This window comes from Mesorhizobium sp. 43Arga (genome assembly GCF_053714255.1).
In genome coordinates this window covers 770,613-792,598 of sequence record NZ_JBSKBO010000002.1, presented here as the reverse complement: position 1 = coordinate 792,598, position 21,986 = coordinate 770,613, and the positions used below count along the sequence as shown (strand labels likewise).

19 protein-coding genes and 1 pseudogene are annotated in these 21,986 nt (G+C 65.1%); 9 read left to right on the top strand and 11 right to left on the bottom strand.

Features of this window, described 5'->3' with window-relative positions; translation table 11 throughout:
- The first annotated feature begins 20 nt into the window (after nucleotides 1-20).
- Together ACWGS8_RS10310 and ACWGS8_RS10305 are read left to right on the top strand one after the other, a co-directional pair.
- Nucleotides 21-1,172 carry a substrate-binding domain-containing protein gene (locus tag ACWGS8_RS10310; protein WP_454580813.1) on the top strand — a complete coding sequence of 384 codons (1,152 nt, stop codon included), beginning with the start codon at nucleotides 21-23 and terminating at the stop codon, nucleotides 1,170-1,172.
- 126 nt (nucleotides 1,173-1,298) lie between these two features.
- Nucleotides 1,299-2,297, top strand: coding sequence for a bestrophin family protein (locus ACWGS8_RS10305; protein ID WP_454580812.1), 999 nt, complete (start codon nucleotides 1,299-1,301; stop codon nucleotides 2,295-2,297).
- A 144-nt stretch (nucleotides 2,298-2,441) separates the two neighbouring features.
- Here ACWGS8_RS10305 and ACWGS8_RS10300 read toward each other — a convergent pair whose 3' ends face one another.
- The 4 genes from ACWGS8_RS10300 to ACWGS8_RS10285 all read right to left on the bottom strand — a co-directional run bounded on the left by ACWGS8_RS10300 (nucleotide 2,442) and on the right by ACWGS8_RS10285 (nucleotide 5,001).
- Nucleotides 2,442-2,714, bottom strand: a complete 273-nt coding sequence (locus ACWGS8_RS10300; protein WP_199641784.1) for a hypothetical protein — start codon at nucleotides 2,712-2,714, stop codon at nucleotides 2,442-2,444.
- 119 nt (nucleotides 2,715-2,833) lie between these two features.
- The gene (locus tag ACWGS8_RS10295; protein WP_454580811.1) at nucleotides 2,834-3,838 is read right to left on the bottom strand and encodes a zinc-dependent alcohol dehydrogenase family protein; all 1,005 of its coding nucleotides are present in this window, start codon (nucleotides 3,836-3,838) and stop codon (nucleotides 2,834-2,836) included.
- Between the two features lie 47 nt (nucleotides 3,839-3,885).
- Nucleotides 3,886-4,158 carry a hypothetical protein gene (locus ACWGS8_RS10290; RefSeq protein ID WP_454580810.1) on the bottom strand — a complete coding sequence of 91 codons (273 nt, stop codon included), beginning with the start codon at nucleotides 4,156-4,158 and terminating at the stop codon, nucleotides 3,886-3,888.
- Between the two features lie 93 nt (nucleotides 4,159-4,251).
- A complete protein-coding gene (locus ACWGS8_RS10285) occupies nucleotides 4,252-5,001 on the bottom strand; it encodes a DUF899 domain-containing protein (protein WP_454580809.1) in 750 nt (249 codons plus the stop codon).
- Between the two features lie 387 nt (nucleotides 5,002-5,388).
- Between ACWGS8_RS10285 and ACWGS8_RS10280 the strand changes: the two genes are divergently transcribed.
- The 4 genes from ACWGS8_RS10280 to ACWGS8_RS10265 all read left to right on the top strand — a co-directional run bounded on the left by ACWGS8_RS10280 (nucleotide 5,389) and on the right by ACWGS8_RS10265 (nucleotide 8,821).
- Nucleotides 5,389-6,609, top strand: a complete 1,221-nt coding sequence (locus tag ACWGS8_RS10280) for a helix-turn-helix domain-containing protein (RefSeq protein WP_454580808.1) — start codon at nucleotides 5,389-5,391, stop codon at nucleotides 6,607-6,609.
- A gap of 94 nt (nucleotides 6,610-6,703) precedes the next feature.
- The gene (locus tag ACWGS8_RS10275) at nucleotides 6,704-7,336 is read left to right on the top strand and encodes a Vgb family protein (RefSeq protein ID WP_454580807.1); all 633 of its coding nucleotides are present in this window, start codon (nucleotides 6,704-6,706) and stop codon (nucleotides 7,334-7,336) included.
- A 143-nt stretch (nucleotides 7,337-7,479) separates the two neighbouring features.
- Nucleotides 7,480-8,310: an aldo/keto reductase gene (locus ACWGS8_RS10270; protein ID WP_454580806.1), complete on the top strand. Its 831-nt coding sequence runs from the start codon at nucleotides 7,480-7,482 to the stop codon at nucleotides 8,308-8,310.
- A 139-nt stretch (nucleotides 8,311-8,449) separates the two neighbouring features.
- The gene (locus ACWGS8_RS10265; protein ID WP_454580805.1) at nucleotides 8,450-8,821 is read left to right on the top strand and encodes an endonuclease domain-containing protein; all 372 of its coding nucleotides are present in this window, start codon (nucleotides 8,450-8,452) and stop codon (nucleotides 8,819-8,821) included.
- 145 nt (nucleotides 8,822-8,966) lie between these two features.
- On the opposite strand, the gene ACWGS8_RS10260 is transcribed toward ACWGS8_RS10265, so the two are convergent.
- Entirely contained in the window at nucleotides 8,967-9,275 is a 309-nt protein-coding gene (locus tag ACWGS8_RS10260) for a hypothetical protein (protein WP_019859393.1), read from the bottom strand.
- A gap of 173 nt (nucleotides 9,276-9,448) precedes the next feature.
- Between ACWGS8_RS10260 and ACWGS8_RS10255 the strand changes: the two genes are divergently transcribed.
- On the top strand, nucleotides 9,449-10,099 hold the full coding sequence (locus ACWGS8_RS10255) for a glutathione S-transferase family protein (RefSeq protein WP_454581262.1): 651 nt from the start codon (nucleotides 9,449-9,451) through the stop codon (nucleotides 10,097-10,099).
- Between the two features lie 316 nt (nucleotides 10,100-10,415).
- Nucleotides 10,416-11,918, top strand: a complete 1,503-nt coding sequence (locus tag ACWGS8_RS10250; protein WP_454580804.1) for a helicase HerA domain-containing protein — start codon at nucleotides 10,416-10,418, stop codon at nucleotides 11,916-11,918.
- A gap of 124 nt (nucleotides 11,919-12,042) precedes the next feature.
- On the opposite strand, the gene ACWGS8_RS10245 is transcribed toward ACWGS8_RS10250, so the two are convergent.
- Nucleotides 12,043-12,678, bottom strand: a complete 636-nt coding sequence (locus tag ACWGS8_RS10245; protein ID WP_454580803.1) for a class I SAM-dependent methyltransferase — start codon at nucleotides 12,676-12,678, stop codon at nucleotides 12,043-12,045.
- Nucleotides 12,679-12,873: 195 nt separating this feature from the next.
- Here ACWGS8_RS10245 and ACWGS8_RS10240 point away from each other — a divergent pair, with 195 nt between their 5' ends.
- Nucleotides 12,874-14,412, top strand: coding sequence for an alpha/beta fold hydrolase (locus ACWGS8_RS10240; RefSeq protein ID WP_454580802.1), 1,539 nt, complete (start codon nucleotides 12,874-12,876; stop codon nucleotides 14,410-14,412).
- A gap of 86 nt (nucleotides 14,413-14,498) precedes the next feature.
- On the opposite strand, the gene ACWGS8_RS10235 is transcribed toward ACWGS8_RS10240, so the two are convergent.
- The 5 genes and pseudogenes from ACWGS8_RS10235 to ACWGS8_RS10215 form a co-directional block, all read right to left on the bottom strand.
- Nucleotides 14,499-17,702, bottom strand: a complete 3,204-nt coding sequence (locus ACWGS8_RS10235; RefSeq protein ID WP_454580801.1) for an efflux RND transporter permease subunit — start codon at nucleotides 17,700-17,702, stop codon at nucleotides 14,499-14,501.
- Nucleotides 17,699-18,805 (bottom strand): efflux RND transporter periplasmic adaptor subunit, encoded by a 1,107-nt coding sequence (locus tag ACWGS8_RS10230; protein WP_454581261.1) that lies wholly within the window; start codon nucleotides 18,803-18,805, stop codon nucleotides 17,699-17,701. Before ACWGS8_RS10230 ends, ACWGS8_RS10235 begins: the two co-directional genes overlap by 4 nt.
- A 423-nt stretch (nucleotides 18,806-19,228) precedes the next feature.
- Nucleotides 19,229-19,529, bottom strand: a pseudogene (locus ACWGS8_RS10225) (ABC transporter permease); the annotation flags it as partial.
- Between the two features lie 49 nt (nucleotides 19,530-19,578).
- Complete coding sequence (locus tag ACWGS8_RS10220) at nucleotides 19,579-20,439, bottom strand: hypothetical protein (RefSeq protein WP_454580800.1); 861 nt, start codon at nucleotides 20,437-20,439, stop codon at nucleotides 19,579-19,581.
- Between the two features lie 302 nt (nucleotides 20,440-20,741).
- Nucleotides 20,742-21,920: a calcium-binding protein gene (locus ACWGS8_RS10215; RefSeq protein WP_454580799.1), complete on the bottom strand. Its 1,179-nt coding sequence runs from the start codon at nucleotides 21,918-21,920 to the stop codon at nucleotides 20,742-20,744.
- Nucleotides 21,921-21,986: the final 66 nt, after the last annotated feature.

Sequence of the window (21,986 nt, the reverse complement as noted above, 5' to 3'; positions counted from 1 at the left end):
AGAGATCAACGGAGGAAGTCATGAAACAATCGGCAAGAATCCTGTTTTGTACATTGAGCCTCACCGCCAGCGCCTTGGCGCTGTCGACGTCCATGAGTTGGGCGCAAACCCCGGACACTTGCGTTACTGGCGTCGACATGGCGACGCTCGGTCCCAAGGGCATTGTCGGCCAAGGCCCGCATGGCGAGAAGGCAGCCTCGCCCGACGAGCTGAAACTGACCGACGACGAAGCCGCCAAGGTCAAGGCCGGCAAGTTCAAGGTCGGCATTTCCATGCAGACGGTGAACCTCGACTGGTCGCAGCTGCAGGTGCAAGGCATCAGCGAGACGCTGGCCAAATATGGCGTCACCGTCACCGGCGTGGCGTCGGCCGAATATCAGGTCGACAAGCAGATCGCCGACATCGAGAACACCATCCAGCAGCATCCGGACGGCATCATCTCCATCCCCGTCGACTTCACCGCGACGGCGCCGACCTACAAGAAGGTGGGCGAAGCCGGCATCAAGCTGGTGTTCATGGACAGCATTCCGGTTGGCCTCTCATCTCCAAAGGATTTCGCCTCGATGATCTCGGCCGACAGCCAGGGCAACGGCCAGATCGCGGCGCAGATCCTGGCCTCCTGCATGCCCAAGGGCGGCACGATCGGCCTGGTGAATTTCGGCGTCGACTATTTCAGCACCAATGAGCGCACCAAGGGCGTCGGCGAGTGGATGAAGAAGAACCGTCCCGACATCGTCATGAAGCAGGTCGACTTCACCGATCCCTCCAAGGTCTCGCAGATCTCCGGCGACTTCCTCACCGGCAATCCCGATGTGAAGGGGCTGTTCGCGGTGTGGGACCAGCCGGCGCTGGACACGCTGTCCTCGATGCGCGCGCAAGGCATCGACATACCGATCACCACGGTCGATCTCGGCCTGCAGTCCGCGATCGAGATCGCCAAGGGCGGTCCGCTCAAGGCAACCGGTTCGCAGCGCCCCTATGACCAGGGCGTCGCCGAGGCGCTGGCGATGATGAAAGCGCTGATCGGGCAACCCACGCCCGCCTGGGTCGGCGTGCAGTCGCTGCCGGTGGTGCAGTCCAACGTGCTGGAATCCTTCAAGACCGTCTTCCACAAGGATCCGCCGGCCGAGCTCGTCGACGCCTGCAACAGCGCCAAGCCGAAATGCAATTGAGGTAGCTGCATGGGCGCGGGAAGACCCGCGCCCATCATAGCCGGAACGGCCATTCATCCCGGGCGCGCGGCATGCTAGGCGTCAATAGCTTGATTTGCCTGTTATCCACGTTTTCGAGGGCATGCGATGTATGTAGGCCGTTCCTACAAACTGATCGATTTCGCGCTGTGGTCGCGGCGCAGCGTCATCTACATGGTGGTGGTGAGCGGACTGGCCGTCGCGGCCTACCGTCTTCCCGGTATCGCTGGTTTCTCCGTGCCATGGTCGGTCGTGCTGGTGCTCGGCACCACCGTGTCGCTCGTCGCCGGCTTCAAGAATTCGCAGGTGTTGACCCGCAGCGGCGAGGCGCTGCAGGCCTTCACGCAAATCATCGCCAGCAGCCGGATGTGGTCCAATTTCTGCCGTGACTTCCTCGACGCGCCGACGGCCAGGCAGCTCATCTACCGCCATATCGCCTGGATGACGGCGCTGCGCTTTTCGCTGCGGCGGCCGATGCCTTGGGAATCGATGGGCAAGGCGGCCAATATCGAATATATGCGGCGCTACCGCGTCCGGGAGGATAAGGGCTCGCTCGCCGAAGAATTGCCGCCGCTGCTGGCGGAACAGACCGACAGGGTGCTGAAATCGCCGCAGCCGGCGCTGGCCCTGCTCGAAATGCAATCGGTCCAGGTCAATGGCTTGTTCAAGGACGCCAAGCTTCCCCCGCAGATTTACGTCGAACTGACCAAGCTGATCCGCGACTTCCACGACCAGCAGGCGCGCTGCGACCGCATCAAGAACAATCCCTATCCGCGCCAGTACGCTATCGTCAGTTCCATGTTCGTGATGATCTTCTGCACGCTGCTGCCGTTCGGCGTCGTTCCGGTCTTTGCGGATATGGGCAAGCTTGACGGTGTGCTCGGCACGTTCGGCATCTGGCTGACGATCCCATTCAGCACGCTGCTGGGCTGGGCCTATATGTCTCTCGACCAGGTCGGCGAGAGCAGCGCCAACCCGTTCGAAGGCAATGCCAACGATGTTCCGATCTCGCAGATCTGCCGCGACATCGAGATCGAACTGCGCGCCGGACTTGGCGAGGCTGACCTGCCCAAGCCCTTGCTGCCCGTCAACGACATCGCGACCTGAGATGCCTGATCTGGCGCGGCTAGAGCGTTTCACCGTTCCATGGAAACGGCGAATCACTCTAACTCTTTGTTTTGACCCAATTCCCTAGGGAAAGCGCTACGCGCTTTTCCCGGGAAAACCGCTTACACTTTTCCTGGAATCGCTCTAGGCTTTCGCTTCGACGAGGATCACCAGAGATTCCGGCACCACGCCATCATGCGCCATGGCGTCGGCTGCCGCCTTGCTCTGCATCAGCGCGGCCATCTTATCCATATCCGGCACGTCCATCATCACGGCCACGCGCTTCGGGTTCTGTGGATCGACGAAGGTGCGGATGTTGGTGATCCCCAGCGAGCCGAAGAGCTCCTTGCGCTTGGGTGAACTGAGCCAGTGCTTGCTGTCTTTCGAGATGTCGTGATGGCCAATGACTGTTGGCATGGCATCCTCCCCAAGGTGACGCCGGCGGCCGAAATCGCCCGCCTATGTTGCGATCCACCTGCGCAAAGAACTGAGCTCCGTTTCCCATTGGCTGTCAATTATCTGTTGCTCATATAATCCTAGAGCTCCAGGCAGACCTTGCCGAAATGCTTTCGAGCTCCGTAGTGCGTGAAGGCAGCGGCTATCTCGCGCAGCGGGAAGCGGCGGTCGATGACCGGCTTGATGCCATTGACGTCTATTGCGCGGATCATGTGCTCCTGGTCCGCCCGGCTACCGATCGAAATGCCGCTGATGCGGATCTGGTTCGAGAATACGGCCGGGATCGAGACATCGGCGGCAAAGCCGGTCAGCACGCCGATCAGGGCGATGTGGCCGCCGGTGCGGCAGGCGGCTATCGACTGCGCCAGCGTGGCGGGGCCGCCGACCTCGATCACGTGGTCGACGCCGCGTCCGTCCGTCAATTCCCTGGCCATGCGGCTCCAGTCCGGCACGGCCTCGTAGTTGATGACGGCGTCGGCGCCGAGGCGGCTGAGCCGCTCCAGCTTTTCCTCGTCGGAGGAGGTGGCGATGACCCGGGCGCCGGCGGCCTTGGCGAATTGCAGCGCAAACAGTGACACGCTGCCGGTGCCCAGAACCAGCACCGTGTCCCCGGGCTTGACCTTGCCGCACACGACCAGGCCCCGCCAGGCGGTAACGCCGGTGCAGGTGAGTGCCGCGGCTTCCGCGTGCGCATAACCCGTCGGAGCTTTGGTGAAGGCCTGCGCCGGCATGCAGACATATTCGCTGGCGAAGCCGTCGAAACTTTCTCCCGGAATGTCGCGCCGGGTGGCGGGCGTCATGTCGCCGTCCAGCCACCAGGGATAGAAGACACTGACGACGCTGTCGCCGGGCCTGAGCGTATCGACATTGCTGCCGACGGCGATCACTTCGCCTGCGCCGTCGGACAGCGGCACGCGGCGGTCGGCCAGCGGCATCTTGCCTTTCACGGCGAAATCGTCGCGCATGTTGAGCGAGCAGGCGCGGATCCTGACCATCACGTCATCCGGCCCTGGCTGCGGCGGATCTTCCTCGACCAGGTCGAGCCTGTCCAAGCCACCCGGCGCTCTCAGCCTGACCAGCCTCATTGTCTTCTCCGAAGTGTGGGATGTTTCGATACGGCGGCGAACCGGCGCTATCGGATCTGGCGGCCGGAAATCACCCGCAGCCAGGGCGCCAGGTGGAAGGCGCTCATCAAGAGATACATGGCCGGCATCCCGGTTAAAGACGGGCCGGTGAGCGGCGAGGCGCCCATGCACGACATTGCGGCGTCGCCACCTTGAAGGCAGGACAACAGGGCCATCAGGGCAAAGGTGGGCGCCGCGGCGAGGCATAGCCAGCCGGCGATGCCAAGGGTGATGGCGTTTTCAGGGGTCGCGCTGCCGGTGCTGATGTGGATGTCGCTCATGGTCTTAATCCCTTGATGGTTGCGGCCCTTCAGGATCTGGGTTCCTCGCCCCCCATTCTCGTGGGGCGAGGAACCCAAGCTGGACAGCCGTTCCTACTCGCCCTTGTCCCTGAAGGCGGCCTCGCCGGCGGCGGCCACTTCGGCCCATTTCTTGTCGGCTCCGGCTTCGTAGTTGTCGTGCCAGTTCCACCAGCTGTAGAGCGGGGTCTGGGGATAGCCTTCGGGCGAATCCTCCCAGATCTCCTGGCGGCCGAGCGGGGTGGCGTCGAGATAGCTCCAGACCGTGCCCATCGCCTCGTCGCCGCGGCTGTTGATCAAGTATGTGCGGAAGACGCGGTCGCCGTCATGGATGAAGACGTTGTGGCCGTGCCATTCGTCGACGCCGAAATCCTTGTCGAAGCTGTCGGTGATCGTGTACCAGGGCATCTCCCAGCCCATCCGCGCCTTCAGCCGCGCAATGTCGTCCTGCGGCGCGCGCGAGGCGTAGGCCAGCGTGGTGTTGCGGGCGTTGAGATGGGCGAGGTGGCCGACCTGGTCGGCGCCGAGCGAGCAGCCGCGGCAGGCATGATCGGGCCAGCCATAGACGCCCGGCTCGAAGAAGGCGCGGTAGACGATCAGCTGGCGGCGGCCCTCGAACAGGTCGAGCAGGCTTGCCTTGCCATTGGGACCTTCGAACACATAGGCCTTGTCCACCTCCATCCACGGCATGCGCCGGCGTTCGGCGGCGAGCGCGTCCTTGGCGCGCAGTGTCGCCTTCTCCTTCACCAGCATCTTTTCGCGGGCGGCGTCCCATTCCTGCCGCGAAACGACCGGCGGGGTCTTCATCGTCATGTGCTTGGTCATTGCTCTTCTCCTTTGTCAGTCATGGTGCCGTCGCGGCCTGTGATCGCGTTGGGATCCAGGCCAGGGCGATGAGGCTGGGCGGGGTGAGTTACATCCGCGACGGGATTTGAATCCTCCGGCCCGGCGCAGCAGGGGTGGCGGGGCCGTGCGGTGTGTTCGAGATTGTCGGTTGCAGGCATTTTCAACTATCCCTAATGAGATGCTTACTACTAATACCTGAGATGCTCAGGCTACCGGGTGCCGGAATTGGCGTCAACCGTGCCGATGGCGGCCTCAGCCACATGGCTAGGTGTCCATCGGGCCGACGCCGCTTGCTGACCGGCGGTGGTGATTTAAGTTAGGGCGCAAATGTGCCGTGGTGGGAGTTACAAGTGTGACGGGATTTGAATGGACTCGCTGATCACGGCGGCGGCGCTGGCGCTGGCGGCAGGCGATCCGCTCGGCGCGCTCGACCGTGTCGCCTTGCGCGAGGATGCGCCGGCGCTGGCGCTGCGCGGCATCGCCATGGCGCAGCTCGGCGATTTCGACCGCGCCAAGCTTCTATTGCGGCGGGCGGCCCGCGCCTTCAGGCCGAAAGAGGCTGTCGCGCGCGCCAGATGCGTCGTCGCCGAGGCCGAGATCGCGCTGGTCTCGCGTGATCTGGGCTGGCCGGCCAAGGCGCTCGATGCGGCGCGCACGACGCTGGAGAAGCATGGCGACCGGCTGAACGCGGCGCATGCCGGCCACCTCAAGGTGCGGCGCCTGCTGCTGATCGGCCGGCTCGACGAGGCCGAGCATGTGCTGGCCGGCCTCGACCCGACGCCGCTGCCGCCGGCCGCGCGTGCCGCGCATGAGCTCGCCGTCGCCGGCATCGCCATGCGGCGGCTCAGGACCCGGCCGGCGCGCGCGGCGCTGGAATGGGCCCGCAACGCCGCCCGCCAGGCGGGCATTCCCGGCCTCATGGCCGAGGTCGCGACCGCATCCCTGGCGCTGGAAACACCGGCGGCGCGGCTGATCACGCAAGGCACGGAGCGGCCGTTGCTGCTCGAGCAGGTCGAGGCGCTGCAGGCATCGCCGGCGCTGGTCGTCGATGCCTTTCGCTACACCGTGCGCGCCGGGGACCGAACAGTCTCGCTGGCGAGCCGGCCGGTGCTGTTCGCGCTGGCGCGCGCACTCGCTGAAGGCTGGCCCGGGGATGTGTCGCGCGAGGAGCTCGTGGCGCGGGCCTTTGGCGGCAAGCATGCCGATGAATCGCACCGCGCCCGGCTGCGCGTCGAGATCGGGCGGCTGCGCGCCGAGCTTGCCGCGCTGGCCGAGATCAGCGCCACCAAGCGCGGTTTCACGCTGGCGCCACGCCTGGCGCGCCCGGTGATGGTGCTGGCGCGGCCGATCGAGGAACGCCACGCCGCCGTGCTGGCGTTGCTCGCCGATGGCGAAGCCTGGTCGAGCTCGGCACTGGCGCTGGCGCTCGGAACCGGCCAACGCAGCGTGCAGCGGGCGCTCGAGCCGCTCGCCGAGGCCGGCAAGGTGCAGTCTTTCGGCCACGGCCGGGCGCGACGCTGGATGACGCCGCCGGTGGCCGGATTCACGACCACCTTGTTACTCCCGGCGGCGCTGCCAAATGGCTAAGGTGTGGCGATATTCAGGTGAGGCCGGCCTGCCATTTTCGACTCGACCCGACCTGAATCTCGACACCTTGGATGACGACCACGAGGATCAAGACATGAAGCATTCACAGGCCGAAATCCTGCGCGAATACGGGCCCTTTCCCGGCGTGGAGCGGATACATGGGGTGAGCTTTGACGGCGAGAACGTCTGGTTTGCCTCGGGCGACAGGCTGAACGCCTTCGATCCGCAAAGCGGGCAGACGCTGCGTTCGATCGATGTCGCCGCACATGCTGGCACTGCCTTTGACGGCCGGCATTTCTTCCAGCTCGCCAATGACCGTATCCAGAAGATCGATCCTGATACGGGCGCGGTGCTTTCCACGATCCCGGCGCCAGGCGGCGGCCGCGACTCCGGGCTCACCTGGGCCGAGGGCACGCTCTGGGTGGGGCAGTACCGCGAGCGCAAGATCCACCAGATCGACCCCGAGACCGGAAAGATCCTGCGCAGCATCGAATCCAGCCGCTTCGTCACCGGTGTGACCTGGGTGGATGGCGAACTGTGGCACGCTACCTTGGACGGCGACGAGAGCGATCTGCGCCGCGTCGACCCGAAAACCGGCAAGCTTCTGGAGCGGCTCGACATGCCTGATGGCATGACCATTTCGGGGCTGGAATCCGATGGTGGCGATCGCCTGTTCTGCGGCAGCACATCCACCGCGGTGGTGCGGGCGGTGCGCCGGCCGAAATGAGCCGGTTCCCCTGACGGAGGCATCAGGGCTGCCAGGTCAAGCCTCGCGAATTTTGTCCACCGGTGACTGGCCGTCGTCCCGGTGCTTGCCTAGATTGGCTGGGTCGGGCGTCCGCCCGGACATCTCTTCGCAAGGACCCGACTATGCCCGCACAGATCACGTTGAACGACGGCGCCGCCATTCCCCAGCTAGGCCTTGGCGTGTGGCAGGTCGATCACGGCATCACCGCCGATGTGGTGGGCTGGGCGATCAAGGCCGGCTACCGGCTGATCGACACCGCGCAGGGCTACCAGAACGAGGAAGGCGTCGGCGAGGCGATCCGCGCCGCCGATGTGGCGAGAAGCGAGCTGTACATCACCTCGAAGCTGCGCAACGGCGCGCAGGAGCGCGACGCGGCCCTGCGCGCTTTCGACGACACGATGGAAAAACTCGGCATCGAGCAGATCGACCTGTTCCTGATCCACTGGCCTGTGCCCAGCCGCGACAAATATGTCGAGGCCTGGAAGACCCTCATCGAGCTGAAGCAGGCCGGCCGCATCAAGTCGATCGGCGTTTCGAATTTCAACAGGGACCATCTGGAACGCATCATCGGCGAGACCGGCCTGGTTCCGGTGGCCAACCAGATCGAGCTGCATCCGCGCTTCCAGCAGCGCGCGCTCAGGGAATTTCATGCCAGGCATGACATCCACACCGAAAGCTGGAGCCCGCTCGGCAGTGGCCGGCTGCTCGGCGACCCGACGATCGCTGGCATTGCCCGCAAGCACGGCAAATCCGCCGCGCAGACGATCATCCGCTGGCATCTCCAGCAAGCGCTGATCGTCATCCCCAAGTCGGTCCGCCAGGACCGCATCGCGGCCAATTTCGACGTCTTCGACTTCGAACTGGACGCGCAGGACCTGAAGACGATCGCCGGCATGGATTCGGCCGACGGCCGCAACGGCCCGAACCCGGCGACGGCGGCATTTTTGTTTTGAGGCGAGGCTCTTGCCAAAGCGGCTGTGCCAACAAGGGCGCGCCGACGGCAAAACTGCCGATCTCCCCCCTTGTGGGGGAGATGCCCGGCAGGGCAGAGGGGGGCGCCGTAGGGCGCTAGCGTCAATCTAAAAGGCGACCATGCCTCATACTCCATTGCCTCCACAGAATCGATTACACGCACGGTCCATGCGCAAAGCCATGACCGATGCCGAGTTGAAGCTCTGGAATGCACTTCGCGCACATCGGTTGATGGGGCTTGGCTTTCGCCGGCAACTCCCGATCGCCGGCTATATCGTCGATTTTGCCTGTCCGCAGAAAAAGCTCATCGTGGAGCTCGATGGCTCTCAGCATGCTGATGCAGACCTTGCAGCCGCCGACGCCTCAAGGACAAAGCGTCTGGAACAGGATGGCTGGACTGTTTTGCGGTTCTGGAACGACGATGTCATCCGCGACATCGACAATGTCTGCCAGCATATTATCATCGTTGCAGGGCTAGCTGGCACGTCCTGATAGGCCCGCGGGACAGCGCCCCCCTCTGTCCTGCCGGACATCTCCCCCACGAGGGGGGAGATCGGCGGCTTCACCGTCAGCGCATCAAATCCCAGACCATCCAACCCACTGGGGGAGATTGCCAACCTCGGCCAACCGGCGCCACCTAAATCCCGGACCCATCCAGTTGCTGCGCGTCGTCGCCTTCCCAAGGGGCCGGCATCGAGCCGCCGCGGCTGAGGTTGGCCGAGGGCATGGGCATCCAGCACTTCAGCTCGGGTTCGGCATATTCGACGACGCGGCCCGGCGAGGAATCGGATGCCCGCCAGCCTTCACCGGCGAACTGGTCGCCGCGCGACCAGTAGGCGAGGTCGACTTCGGCCGGCCCCTGTTCGGAGGGACGGACCGTGACCAGGATCCGGCTGCCGTCCTTGGGCGCCGTCGACATGTGGCGCCACCGTTCGGGCTCGTCCATCGCAATTCCTCCTGCCTTGGTGCGAGGCGAAGTGTCGCCTCGCCATCCATGGTGGTCAACCCACACTTTGTCGGATTGCACCTGCCGGTCGCGTCCTTGGTCTGGCATATTCGGCGGGACGAGGAGAGGCATTCATGAATGACAAGGTCGAGCCGGTGTCGGCCGCGGGCGAAATGAAACTGTACTTCAGCCGCAATCCCAATCCGCGCCTGGCGGTCGCGGTGGCGCGTCATCTCGAGGCGCGGGTGACTTTCGAATTCGCCTCACCCTTTGCGCCGGGGCAAGCGGAGCGATTTCGGCCGCTCAATCCCAACCTCTCCATTCCCATACTGGCTTGGCCCGGCGGCAGCCTGTGGGAGGCCGACGCCATAGCCTGCCGGCTGTCGCGCGCGGCGCGTTCCGATTTCTGGCGCACCGGCGAGGACGAACCCGAGATGATCCGCTGGCTGAGCTGGGGCAAGGAGAATTTCATGCGCGCCTGCGACACCGTGCATTTCGAGCGCGGCACCAAGCAGCGCTATGGCCTCGGGCCGATCGACGAGGACAAGGTCACGGAGGGGCTGGAAGAGTTCCACAAGGGGGCCGCGATCCTGGAGGCCGAGTTGGCCGACCGGCAATGGCTGGTCGGGACGTCGCTTTCCTATGCTGATTTCCGCATGGCGGCCTTCCTGCCTTTCAACGATGCCGCCCGCCTGCCGCTCGGCGACTATCCCGCGCTCGACCGCTGGTATCGTCGGCTCGAGGCCATCGACGCCTGGCGCGACCCTTTCGAGGGGCTGGACGCACCGCCCCTCGCACTGGTGCCAACGGCGGAAGCTCGGTGACGTAGGAGGTAGACTGACGACCGGCGTATACACAAACGAAACTTGAAAACGCCGGCCGCCATTGGGGGCGTTGGGGTGCATCCCGTTGGGGCGTGATGCCAGGTCAGGCTAAACGGATGGCCGGCCTCCGCAATCGCAACGCCGGCCCATGGTGAACGAGTGGTTACTATCCACAGGGGCGGCTGTCGGCGGCCACTCCTGCCGGCGCTTTCCTCACAACTGTGCGCAACACCGGGCCGCCGGCCATCGGTGCTCGACGGGCCGCGCCTGGGTTGCTAAGCCCCATGCCGCGCAGGAGACCTTTTTGAGTCGAGACATGACCGTTGCGATCGAGATGGGACACACCACGGCGGGCGCCCCAGCGAACCTCGATCTCGAGGAACTGCTGGCGACCCGCCTTCTGGTGCAGGGCAATTCGGGCTCCGGCAAGTCGCATCTGTTGCGCCGCCTGCTGGAACAGAGCGCGCCCTGGGTTCAGCAGACCATTGTCGATCCCGAAGGCGACTTCGTCTCGCTCGGCGAGCGCTACGGCCACCTGGTGATCGATGCCGAGGAGCATACCGAGCGCGGCCTGCAGGCGGCCGGTGAGCGGGCGCGCATCCACCGCGTCTCCACCGTGCTCAACCTCGAAGGGCTCGACGCCGAAAACCAGATGCGGCGAGCCGCCGCCTTTCTCGGCGGGCTGTTCGAGGTCGCCCGCGACCATTGGTATCCGATGCTGGTGGTGGTGGACGAGGCGCAGCTGTTCGCGCCGGCGGTGGCCGGTGAGGTTTCCGACGAGGCGCGCAAACTCTCGCTCGGCGCCATGACCAACCTGATGTGCCGTGGCCGCAAGCGGGGGCTCGCCGGCATCATCGCCACGCAGCGTCTGGCCAAGCTTGCCAAGAACGTCGCGGCGGAAGCCTCCAATTTCCTCATGGGCCGCACCTTCCTCGACATCGACATGGCGCGCGCCGCCGACCTCTTGGGCATGGAGCGGCGGCAGGCGGAGGCCTTTCGCGATCTGGAGCGCGGGCAGTTCATGGCGCTGGGACCGGCGCTGTCGCGGCGGCCGCTCGGCCTGCGCATCGGCCCGACCGACACCAGCCCGCGCAACGGCACGCCGCGGCTGATGGCGATGCCGGAAGCGGTCCTCGAGGATGCCCGCGCGATCATCCTGGCGGCGCCGCCGCCCGAGACTGTGCGCACGCCGCGCCGGGTGGCGTCGCCGGACCTGCTCGACCAGCTGATGGCGGCGAAATCAGCGGCGCTGGAAATCCGCCCCGAACCGGCGGAGCCGCAAATCAGCGCCGAGGACCTGGCGGAGCGGCGCGAGCGGGTGGACCGCGTGCTGCGCGCCATCCTGGCGCAGCCGGATGCAGGCTTCCGCGTGATCGGCGTGCTCTACCAGGAGTTCGTGGTGCGCTGCCGTATCGAGGGCCTGGCCTCGGTGGTGCCGGACCTCGCCGAATTCCGCCGCATGCTGACACGCGCCCGCGCCGGCCTCGGCTCCGAGACGACGCAGGATGACGCGTGGCGGGACGTTTCCGTCCGCGCCTCGCTGCTGCCCGACGACATGCAGGGCGTGTTCATGATGATCGCGCGCGCGGCCAAGGAAGGCTGGCCGTGCCCGAGCGACGCCGCGATCGCCCGCGCCTATGGCTCGCACTCGCTGCGCCGCGCCCGCCGCCTGCTGACCTATATCGAGGAGCAGGGCCTGATCGTCTGCCAGCTCGACGGCACGGGAAAGCGCACCGTGACGCTGGTCGAACTCGCCTGGGCCACGGCGCCCGGCGACCCCAATGCTGAAGAGGCGGAGCAGGGCAGCCTGGCGCTGTGAGGTGGCCGTGACGCGTGCAAGTCCCGGCGCGACATCGATGCACGGGGCAAGATGACCCTTGACCGGGCAAGCTGCAGGCAGGGTCTCTGCAAGGCTAGCGCCAAGTGAGCGCGGAGAAGACCCGTCAGCCTGCCGCCGCGATGCCGGCGTGGTGGCTGCCCAATTGCCACAGGGGCAGGGGGAACCGGCCATGCTGGACTTCGAGCAGGCGAAAACCCGCCCCGCCGATCAGGCGCAGCGGATCGCGGTTGAGGTGGCAGCCGCCGGCGATCGATCCCCACAGCCGGTTCAGCCGCTCCTGCCAGCGGCGGCAGCGCGGTCCCTCGGCCTGGCCGTGCTCGATGAAGATCAGCCGGCCCGTCGGCTTCAGGATACGGCGGATTTCGCTCAGCGCGGCCTCGGGGTCGGGAATGGTGCAGAAGGCATAGGTGACGACCACCGTGTCGGCGATGCCATTGGCCAAAGGCAGGCTTTCGCCGCCGGCCCGGATGCATTCGACGGCGAACGGCATGGCGCGGCTCTTGGGTGCTGCGAGGCCGAGCATGGTGCCGTCGGGGTCGATGCCGACCAGCCGCTCCACCCTCGCGGCGTCGTAATAGGGCAGGTTGAGGCCCGAGCCGAAGCCGACCTCGACGACGACGCCTTGCGCCCTCGGGATGACGCGACTGCGCATCCGTGCGAATGCGCCGGCCGAACAGCCGGCATGGACGAAATAGGGGGCGACGCAGCGTGCGTACCAGGACAAGCAGGTCTGGCACATGGTTCAGCCTCCGTGTCCGGTAGCGGCAGGGACGCCGTGGGCAAGCGGTTCTGAAGTGTGGTGGCTTGATGTATTGACCGGTGACATTTCTCGCTCCAAGGGAGTTGATCGGGCCGGATCGGCGCGAAACCGGGGGATGGATAGAAGGCCGGCGTCCCCTCAACGTCCTCTCCTTGCGCGGCCGCGTGCGGATCGATGGAGCTGATACAACTCAGACTTCTGGGTTTTCCGGAGTTCCGGCTGAACGGGCAACGGATAGAGCTCGCCTTGCGCAAGGCGGCGGCGCTCGTCATCTACCTGGCCGAGGCCGGCGGACCCGTGGCGCGCGACGTCGCCGCCACGCTGCTGTGGCCCGAGGCCGATGCGGAAGCCGCCCGCGCCCGCCTGCGGCGCACGCTCTACAAGATCCGCGTCGCCTTCGGCGAGGAGGTCATATCGGCCGGCGCGGCGTCGCTCAGCCTGCGCCCGGCGCTCCTTGTCGAGGCGGATGCCATCGGCTTCGACCACGCCTGCGATGCCGGGCTGCTCGACGAGGCCGCCGGCCTCTACACCGGTGACTATCTCGCCGGCTTTTCGCTGCCGGATTGTCCCGAATTCGAGGAATGGGTGTTCTTCCGCCGCGAGGCCTTGCGCAGCCGGCTGGTGCAGGCGCTGGAGCGGCTGGTCGAGGCCAGGATCGCCGGCGGCGCCGCGCGGACTGCCGTGCTGCACGCAACGCGTCTTGCCGCGCTCGATCCCTTGAGCGAAAGCGCGCATCGGCACCTGATCCGCGCCTATCTGGCGGCCGGCGACCGGGCGGCGGCCGAACGCCAGGGCGAGACCTATACGCGGCTGCTGCGCGAGGAACTCGGCGTGGCGCCGGATCCCGCCACACTCGCTCTGCTGCGCGCGCCCAATGCCGAAGCGGAGATGCCAAGAACCCGCTATGTGGCGGTGGACGGCATCCATATAGCCTACCAGACGATAGGCGGCGGCCCCGCCGATATCGTGCTGGTTCCCGGCTTCATCTCGCATGTCGAGCGCATCTGGGAGGACAGGAGCTGCCGCGCCTGGCTCACCGCCGTGTCGCGGCTCGGCCGGCTGATCCTGTTCGACCGGCGCGGCATGGGCCTGTCCGACCGCGTCGGCGCCCGCCCGACCGTCGAGGCGACCGCGCGCGACATATTGGCGGTGATGGACGCGGCCGGCAGCCGCAAAGCCGTGCTGGTCGGCGCCTCGGAGGGCGGGCCGGGCTGCATCCGCTTCGCAGTCGACCACCCCGACCGCCTGACCGGCCTGGTCCTGTGGGGCTCGCTCGCCAAGGGCAGCCGCGCGCCAGACTATCCCTTCGCGCTCACCTCGGCGCAATATGATCTGTGGCAACAGCGCCTGCTCGCCGGCTGGGGCGGCCCGGCCGAAATCGAAACCTTCGCGCCGAGCCTCGCTGAAGACCGCCAGGCGCGCGCCTGGTGGGCCGGCCTGCTCAGGGCCGCCTCCAGCCCCGGCGCCGTCGCCGGCCTGCTGCAGTCGCTGCGCGACGCGGACGTCCGCCCGCTGCTGTCAAAAGTCAGGGCGCCGACGCTGGTGCTGCATCGCAGGGGTGACCGGGCGGTGCGGGTCGAGGCCGGGCGGTACCTGGCGGGAAGGATTGCGGGGGCGCGGTTTGTCGAGGTGGAGGGGGAGGACCACTGGTTCTGGGTGGGGGAGCAGGGGGTGTTGCTGGAGGGGATTGGGGAGATGGTGCGGGGCGGGTGATTAGCCGACAAGGCAACGCAAAGAGTGCACTGTCACCCTAATTCAAAGAGTGCACTGTCACCGTAATTCCCGTAATTCGTAATTCCCTACTCGGCGGCCGTCTCCGATGGCGCCTCTGCCGGCCCCGAGGGCTCGGCCTCGGCACGGGGCTTGCGCCGTGAAAACAGCGACCCGAGCGTGACGTAGAACACCGGCGTCAGGAACAGGCCGACGAAGGTGACACCAAGCATGCCGGAGAACACCGCGGTGCCGAGCGACTGGCGCATTTCCGCGCCCGGGCCCGTTGCGATCATCAGCGGCACGACGCCGAGGATGAACGAGAAGGCGGTCATCAGGATCGGCCGCAGCCTGAGCCGGCAGGCTTCGACGGCAGCCTCGGCGGCCGACAGGCCGCGTTCCTGCGCCTGCCGCGCGAATTCGACGATTAGGATCGCGTTCTTGGCGGCAAGCCCGATCAGCACGATGAGGCCGATCTGCACGAGGATGTTGTTGTCCAGCCCTCGGAAAGACACGCCGAGCAACGCCGCGAGCACGCCGAGCGGCACCACCAGCACAATGGCGAACGGCAGCACCCAGCTTTCATATTGCGCCGCCAGCGCCAGGAACACGAACAGCACCGACAGTCCGAATATATAGACAGCGGCATTGCCGGTGTTGCGCTCCTGATAGGCGAGTTCGGTCCATTCATAGGAGGTACCGGCCGGCAGCGTCTTTGCCGTGATCCCTTCCATCAATGCCAGCGCCTCGCCCGTGGAAACGCCAGGCGCGGCGTTGCCCTGCAGCGGCACCGAGACGTACATGTTGTAGCGCTGGACCAGCGCCGGGCCAGTGACGTCGCGGATCTCGATCAATGTGCCGAGCGGAACCAGCGCGCCGGTCGCCGAGCGCACCTTCAGTTTCAAGATGTCGGCGCGATCGAGGCGGAACGCCTGGTCGGCCTGCGCCCGCACCTGGTAGACGCGCCCGAAAGCGTTGAAGTCGTTGACGTAGGCGGTGCCCAAATTGATCGACAGCGTCTCGAAGATGTTGGGGATCGGCACGTTCAGGATGCGCGCCTTGTCTCGATCGATCGCCAGGAAGAATTCCGGGCTCGACGCGGAGAAGGTGGTGAACACGCCCGTCAGCCCCGGCGTCTTGTTGGCCTTGCCGGCTATTTCATAGGCAAGCGCCAGGATCTGCCGCATGTCGGCGCTGTTGCGCTCCTGGATCTGCAGCTTGAAGCCGCCGGCATTGCCGACGCCGCGAATCGGCGGCGGCGGCAGTGCGATAATGAAGGCTTCCTTGATGCTTTGCAGGCTACCGAACAGATTGCCGATGACCTGGGTCGCCGACTGGCCGGCTTTCAGTCGCTCGTCAAACGGCTTGAACCTGGCGAAGATCACGCCCGCGTTGCTGGCGTTGGTGAAGGTCGCGCCGGAGAAGCCGGCGAAGGCGACCGCATAGTCGACGCCTGGCGTTTTCTGGATGATCTGCGACGCCTGCTGGATGACCGCGTCGGTCCTCGACAGCGAGGCGCCGTCCGGCAACTGGACAACGACGATCGCATAGCCCTGGTCGAGAGACGGAATGAAACCGCGCGGCACCGCCTGCACCATGTAGACCGTGGCGCCAATGAGGGCCGCGAAAACGGCCAGCATGGCGGCGATCGTTATCCGCGAGCCGACCAGCACGCGGATGATGCTCGAATACCAATGGGCGACCCTGTCGAAGCCGCGATTGAAGCCGTCGGCGAGCGCCCGTCCGAACCGCGCCAGGAAAAAGCGCGGCGGCGCCGCCGCGGCGTGGTGCGGCTTGAACAGCAGTGCGGCCAGCGCCGGCGAAAGCGTCAGCGAATTGAATGCCGAGATCGCCGTCGACACCGCGATGGTGATCGCAAACTGCAGATAAAACTGCCCAGAAATGCCGGGGATGAAGGCTGTCGGTACGAACACGGCTATCAGCACCAGCGAGATCGCGATGACCGCCGTTCCGACTTCGTCCATGGTCAGGTGGGACGCCGGATTGGGCGCCAGCCCTCTGGCGATATTGCGCTCGACGTTCTCGACCACGACGATCGCATCGTCGACGACGATGCCGATCGCCAGGACAAGGCCGAACAGCGTCAGCATGTTGAGCGAGAAGCCGGCGGCGTAAAGCACCGCCAGCGTGCCGATCAGCGACACGGGGATCGCCACGATCGGCACGATCGCCATGCGCCACGATTGCAGGAAGACGATGATGACAATGATGACCAGCAGCATCGCCTCGAGGATTGTCTTGTAGACCTCCTGGATCGACTCTGCGACGAACTCGGTCGGATTGTAGACTATGTCGTAGCTCAACCCCTTCGGGAAGTCGCGGGAAAGCTCCTTCATCTTGTCCTGGATCTCCGCGGCCGCGGCGAGCGCATTGGTGCCCGGCCGCTGGAAGATGGCGAGCGCCACCGCCGGTTTGCCGTTGAGATAGGAGTTGGTGACGTAATCCTTGGCGCCGAGCTCGATGCGCGCCACGTCCTGCAGCGAGATCAGGCGGCCGTCGTCGGTCGATTTGACGATCACGTATCGGAAGTCGCGGGCGTCGTTGAAGCGGCCTTGCGTGGTGACCGTGTACTGGAACGCCGTGCCGGTGTTGGTCGGCGGCGCGCCGATCGAGCCGCCCGACACCTGGACGTTCTGGTCGCGCAACGCCTGCACCACATCACCCGAGGTCATCCCCAAGGCGGACAGTTTTTCCGGATCGAGCCAGATGCGCAGCGAATACTCGCGTTCGCCGAAGATGATGAGGTCGCCGACGCCGTCTAACCTGAGCAGTATGTCGCGCACCCGCGAGCGGGCGTAGTTCGAGACGTAGAGCTGGTCGTAGGTATTGTCGGGCGACAGCATGTGCACGACCATCATCAGGTCGGGCGAGCTCTTGGTGGTGGTGATGCCGAGGCGGCGCACTTCTTCGGGCAGGCGCGGCTCGGCGACCGACACGCGGTTCTGCACCAGCACCTGCGCCTTGTCGAGATCGGTGCCCGGCTTGAAGGTGATGGTCAGCGCCATCGCCCCGTCGCCCGACGAATAGGACGACATGTAGAGCATGCCCTCGACGCCGTTGATCTCCTGCTCGATCGGCGTTGCCACCGTCGTTGCGACCGTCTCGGCGTCTGCGCCCGGATACTGCGCGCGAACGACGATGGTCGGCGGCGCGATCTCGGGATATTGCGCGACCGGCAGCTGGGTATAAGCAATCCCGCCGAGGATCAGCAGGACGATCGAAACGACCGATGCGAAGATCGGACGGTCGACGAAGAAATGTGCGAACCTCATTGCTGCAACTCGGCGGTCTCGGCCTTGGACGGCAGCGTCACCATCTCGACCTTGACCTTGGTGCCGGGCCTGGCATGCATCAGCCCGTTGACGATGATCGTCTCGTTGCCGGTCAGGCCCGCGCGGATCACCCGGTAGCCGTCGAGACGCGGGCCGGTGCGCACGGGCTTCGCCGACACCATCCCGGCCTCATCCACCAGGAACACGATGCGGCGATCCTGATCGGCGCCGATCGCCTCGTCGGGTACCAGCACGCCGGTATGCGGCAGCGACCCAGGCACGTTGATGCGCCCGAACATGCCTGGCTGGAGAATGCCGTCGGCGTTGGGAAACCTTGCCCGCACCCGCATGGTGCCGGTCGCGTTGTCGATCCGGTTCTCGGCAAAATCGAGCTTGCCTTTGAATACCGCCTCGGCGCGGTCGGCGACGTGAACCGCCACCTCGAGCCCGCCGGCGCCTTCCTGCATGCTGCCGCCACGCGCCTTCGCGTCGCGGGCGTAGCTGAAATACAGACGCTCATCGACGTCGAAATAGAAGTCGATCGGATCGCGCGTAACGATGGTCGTCAGCAAGGTGGAATCCGGCTGCACGAGGTTGCCGACCGACACCAGCCGGCGGTCGACGCGGCCGGACAAGGGCGCCTTGATCTCGGTGAATTCCATGTTCAGGCTGGCCGTCGTCAGCGCAGCCGTCGCGCCCTGCATCTGCGCCTGCGCCGAAAGGTACTCCCGCCGGCGGTCGTCGACCGTCGCGGTTGAGATATTGCCGGTCTTGGCCAGTTCGTCAGCGCGATCCAGCTGCATCTTGGAGAATTCGAGCAGACTCTTGGCGACGTCCACTTGCGATTTGGCGGCATCATAAGCCGCCTGGTACGGACGCTGGTCGATGGTGAAGAGCAGGTCGCCCTTGTTGACCAGTGCGCCGTCCTGGAAGCTGACCTTGTCCAGATAGCCGCTGACGCGCGAGCGGATGGCGACCTGGTCGACGGCTTCGAAGCGCCCGACGAACTCGTCGTCTTCGACGATTTCACGGACCACCGGCTTGGCCGCCGTCACCACGGGTAGCTGCTGGTCCTGCGCAAACGCAGTGCTGCTGAAAGCCATGCCGAGCAGGAATGCCGCCGACACGGCGGTGGGGGCAAACCAACCGGCCGATCGACGGGGTCGCCCACCCGCGTCGCGATGCAATTGCGCATTCTCTGGGGTGTCCACTTGCGTCCTCGCTCGCTGGACCCGGAGGTCGGTTGATCCGCTTCTACGTTCAGGCTGCTCGTCGAGATCAGAGCACTACCGTATTGTGCATGGCAACATGATCATTTTCCATGTGGGCTGAAATGTCCACCCTGTGGCTGCTCCGCCACCGGGCCAAAACCAGTCCGCGATTTAAAGGATCGAGGATCCCTTTGATGGACGGCTTATGGTTCATATTGGTCGAAGGAGACCGATATGGGCATTACCACGCCGGGCGGACCGCCAGGCGCGCGCCTGGTGGGCCGGCCTGCTGCAGGCGCTGCGCGACAAGGCGATTTAGCAGACCCGCCCCACAATCCGCAGATAAGCCGCCGTCACGAAGAACTGGATCTGTCGAACAAAATCCGCCTAGCCCCCTCCGGCATCTGCAAAATCGTCAGCAGCGTCGTCAGCAGGATCAGGGCGCCGGTGCCGGTGTAGCCGCCGCGGCCGCCGAGGTGCCGCCGATGACGGCCGCCGCCACCGAGGGCAAGACCAGCGGTTCGGCGCGCGAGGGGCCTTTGATCAGGCCGATATAGAGCAGGCCGAGCAGGCTCGAGGTGACGTAGAGCGCCGTGACCTGCCAGTATCGCACGCCGCAGGGGCTCGCGAGCAATGCCGGGAAGCGGCTGACGCGTTTGCGACGTTCAGAATGGCTTGAAAGTGTCCCTGGAGGTGACCATCACCTGGCCGTTGAATGAGATCGAGAAATCACCAAGCTGGTACTGGCCCTGGTCGTTCTTGACCAGAATGGCGCCGTTGACCTTGTTGGGGCCATTCTCGATGCTTCTGACGATCCTGTCGACATAGCGAAGGCTGCTCTTGGCGAAAAGCATATCGTTCTCGGCCACTTGTTGCGCCAGACTTTGCAGCTTCGCGTCGTCGCCGACGCTTTGCAGGCGTTCTTCAACCGCCTTGGGGGTCAGACGCGCGAGCGTGTCGTTCAGGGCCGGCAATGCCTTCTGCAGGCTGAACAAGGCATCGGATGCCATCCTGGTGGCGTCGCTGTAGCTCTGGTTGGCAAGCGCCTTGTTGGCCTGCGCCTGCGGGCTGCGGTCGGCGGCGGCTTCCATCTCGTCCTGGACGGCCCACATATAGTCGTGCTCATCCATGGCCATCACCGTCTCCCGCGTCTCGCCGGCAGGGATGAAGTAGCGCGCAGCGGTGGACTCCTTGTGCTGGTGATCCGCCTCGACCATCGAGCCGATGAAGCGCGTATACTCGGCATAGAGCTCGCCATAATTGGCCTTGCCGGCATGCATATAGCCCGCCGTCGTGGTGGAGGGTGCGGACGAAGCCGCCGGCACATCGGGGGCCTGGCCGAAGCTGCCGAACGGATCGTATTCGGTGCCATCCTCGTCGCCGGTCGCGCCCGGGCGAATGACCGGGGCCTCGGTCCGCAGCGCCGTGCCCGCCTTGACGAACGTCTGCTGGCTGGCGCCAGCAAGACCCGTCCTGGCCGACAGCAGCTTCTGTATCGTAACGGTGAGGTCCGAGGTGATCTGCATCGAGCAATCCTTGAATTCCGCATGCCTTGCCTGCGATTTGCAGAATGTAGCACAGCAGTTAAGCAATGGTTGAAAGTGAGTTCTGGGAAGAAATAGTTATTCTGACACCGGCAGCGCTCGCCAAATATAATTCAACAACAACTAATATAATTGGCAAATGCGCCGAGGCGACGATTTTCCAGAAAAAGATACCTTGGCCCTCTGTGTCCAGTCATTGGATTGTCGAAAATCCAGGTGATTTGAACACAGAGTGAAGCCCCTGGTCCGTGACGGCGCTTCGTCAGTCGCCGTGGGGGCGTTGCCTACACGAAGAAGTCGAACTGCGCGGCGGTCAGGTCGGTCGCGGTGATTCCCGTCAGCGTGAGCGTGTCGCCGCCGCCGAAATCGATGACCGTGTCGGCGCCGACTTGCGATATCAGGCCGGCGAGATCGGAGAAATCGTCGACGCCGGCGAAAGCGCCGATGCTGACATGCTCGCCCGCCGTGGCGATCGACAGATCGGCGATCGTGTCGGCACCGTCGCCAAACTTGAAGATAAATGTATCGGCGCCGGCGCCGCCGGTAAGCCTGTCGCCATCCCCCTGACCGCCGGCAAGCGTATCGTTGCCGTTTTCGCCGTTCAGCGTGTCGTTGAGAAAACCGCCATATACGGTGTCGTCGCCGTCGCCGGCATTGACGAGATCGGCACGGCCAAGGCCGGGCGCGTCGCCTGCGTTCTTGCCGGCGAGGTAGATAATGTTGTTGTCGCTGGAGTAGCCCCGGATTTCGTCAATGCCGTCCAGCGCGGTCTGTGTGAAGTCGAGAGGCGCCGACCCCGCATAGGCCGAAATCTTCACGCCGGTGAAGGTGCCGAATTCGAGGCTGGTGTTGGTGATCTGCTCGATGCCGGTAATGGATTTGATGCCGATCAGGATATTGCTCTGGACCGCGACGATCCTGTCGGTTTCGGTTCCGCCGTCATATTTCGTGCCGCCAAAGCAGGGCTGGCCGACAAAGAAGTCGTCATTGCCCTGTCCGCCATTGGCGGTCAGATTGCCGCTGTAGCTCAAATACATATCGTCATCATCGTAGCCGCCGTCGATGATCGATGCGGCGGTCGAGCTGCCAATGCCCATCCTGATGGTGTCGTTGCCCGTGCCGCCATAGAGGCTGTCGGCACCGCCACCGCCGTCGATGACGTCGTTCCCGCTCCCCCCGTCAATCACGTCATTGGCGCCAAGTCCGGTGATCTGGTCGTTGCCTTGCTCGCCATAGGCATAGTTGGTGATGTTCGAGTTCTGCAGATAGATCTTGTCGTCGCCATCGCCGCCCCAGATGCGGGCGTTGCCGAGATAAAACGATGTGTAGCCAACGCTATAGGCGTAGATGATATCATTGCCTGCGTTGCCGTAGATTATGTCGTTTCCGCCCTTGCCCGAAATCACGTCGGCAACCGAAGTGCCGTTCAGCGTTTCACCAGCGCTCGTGCCATTGATTACCATGCTATTCCCCTCGCAATTCGACGAATTTGCCATCGCCTGGGTGTTGCAAGGCATTTCAGCCACGCC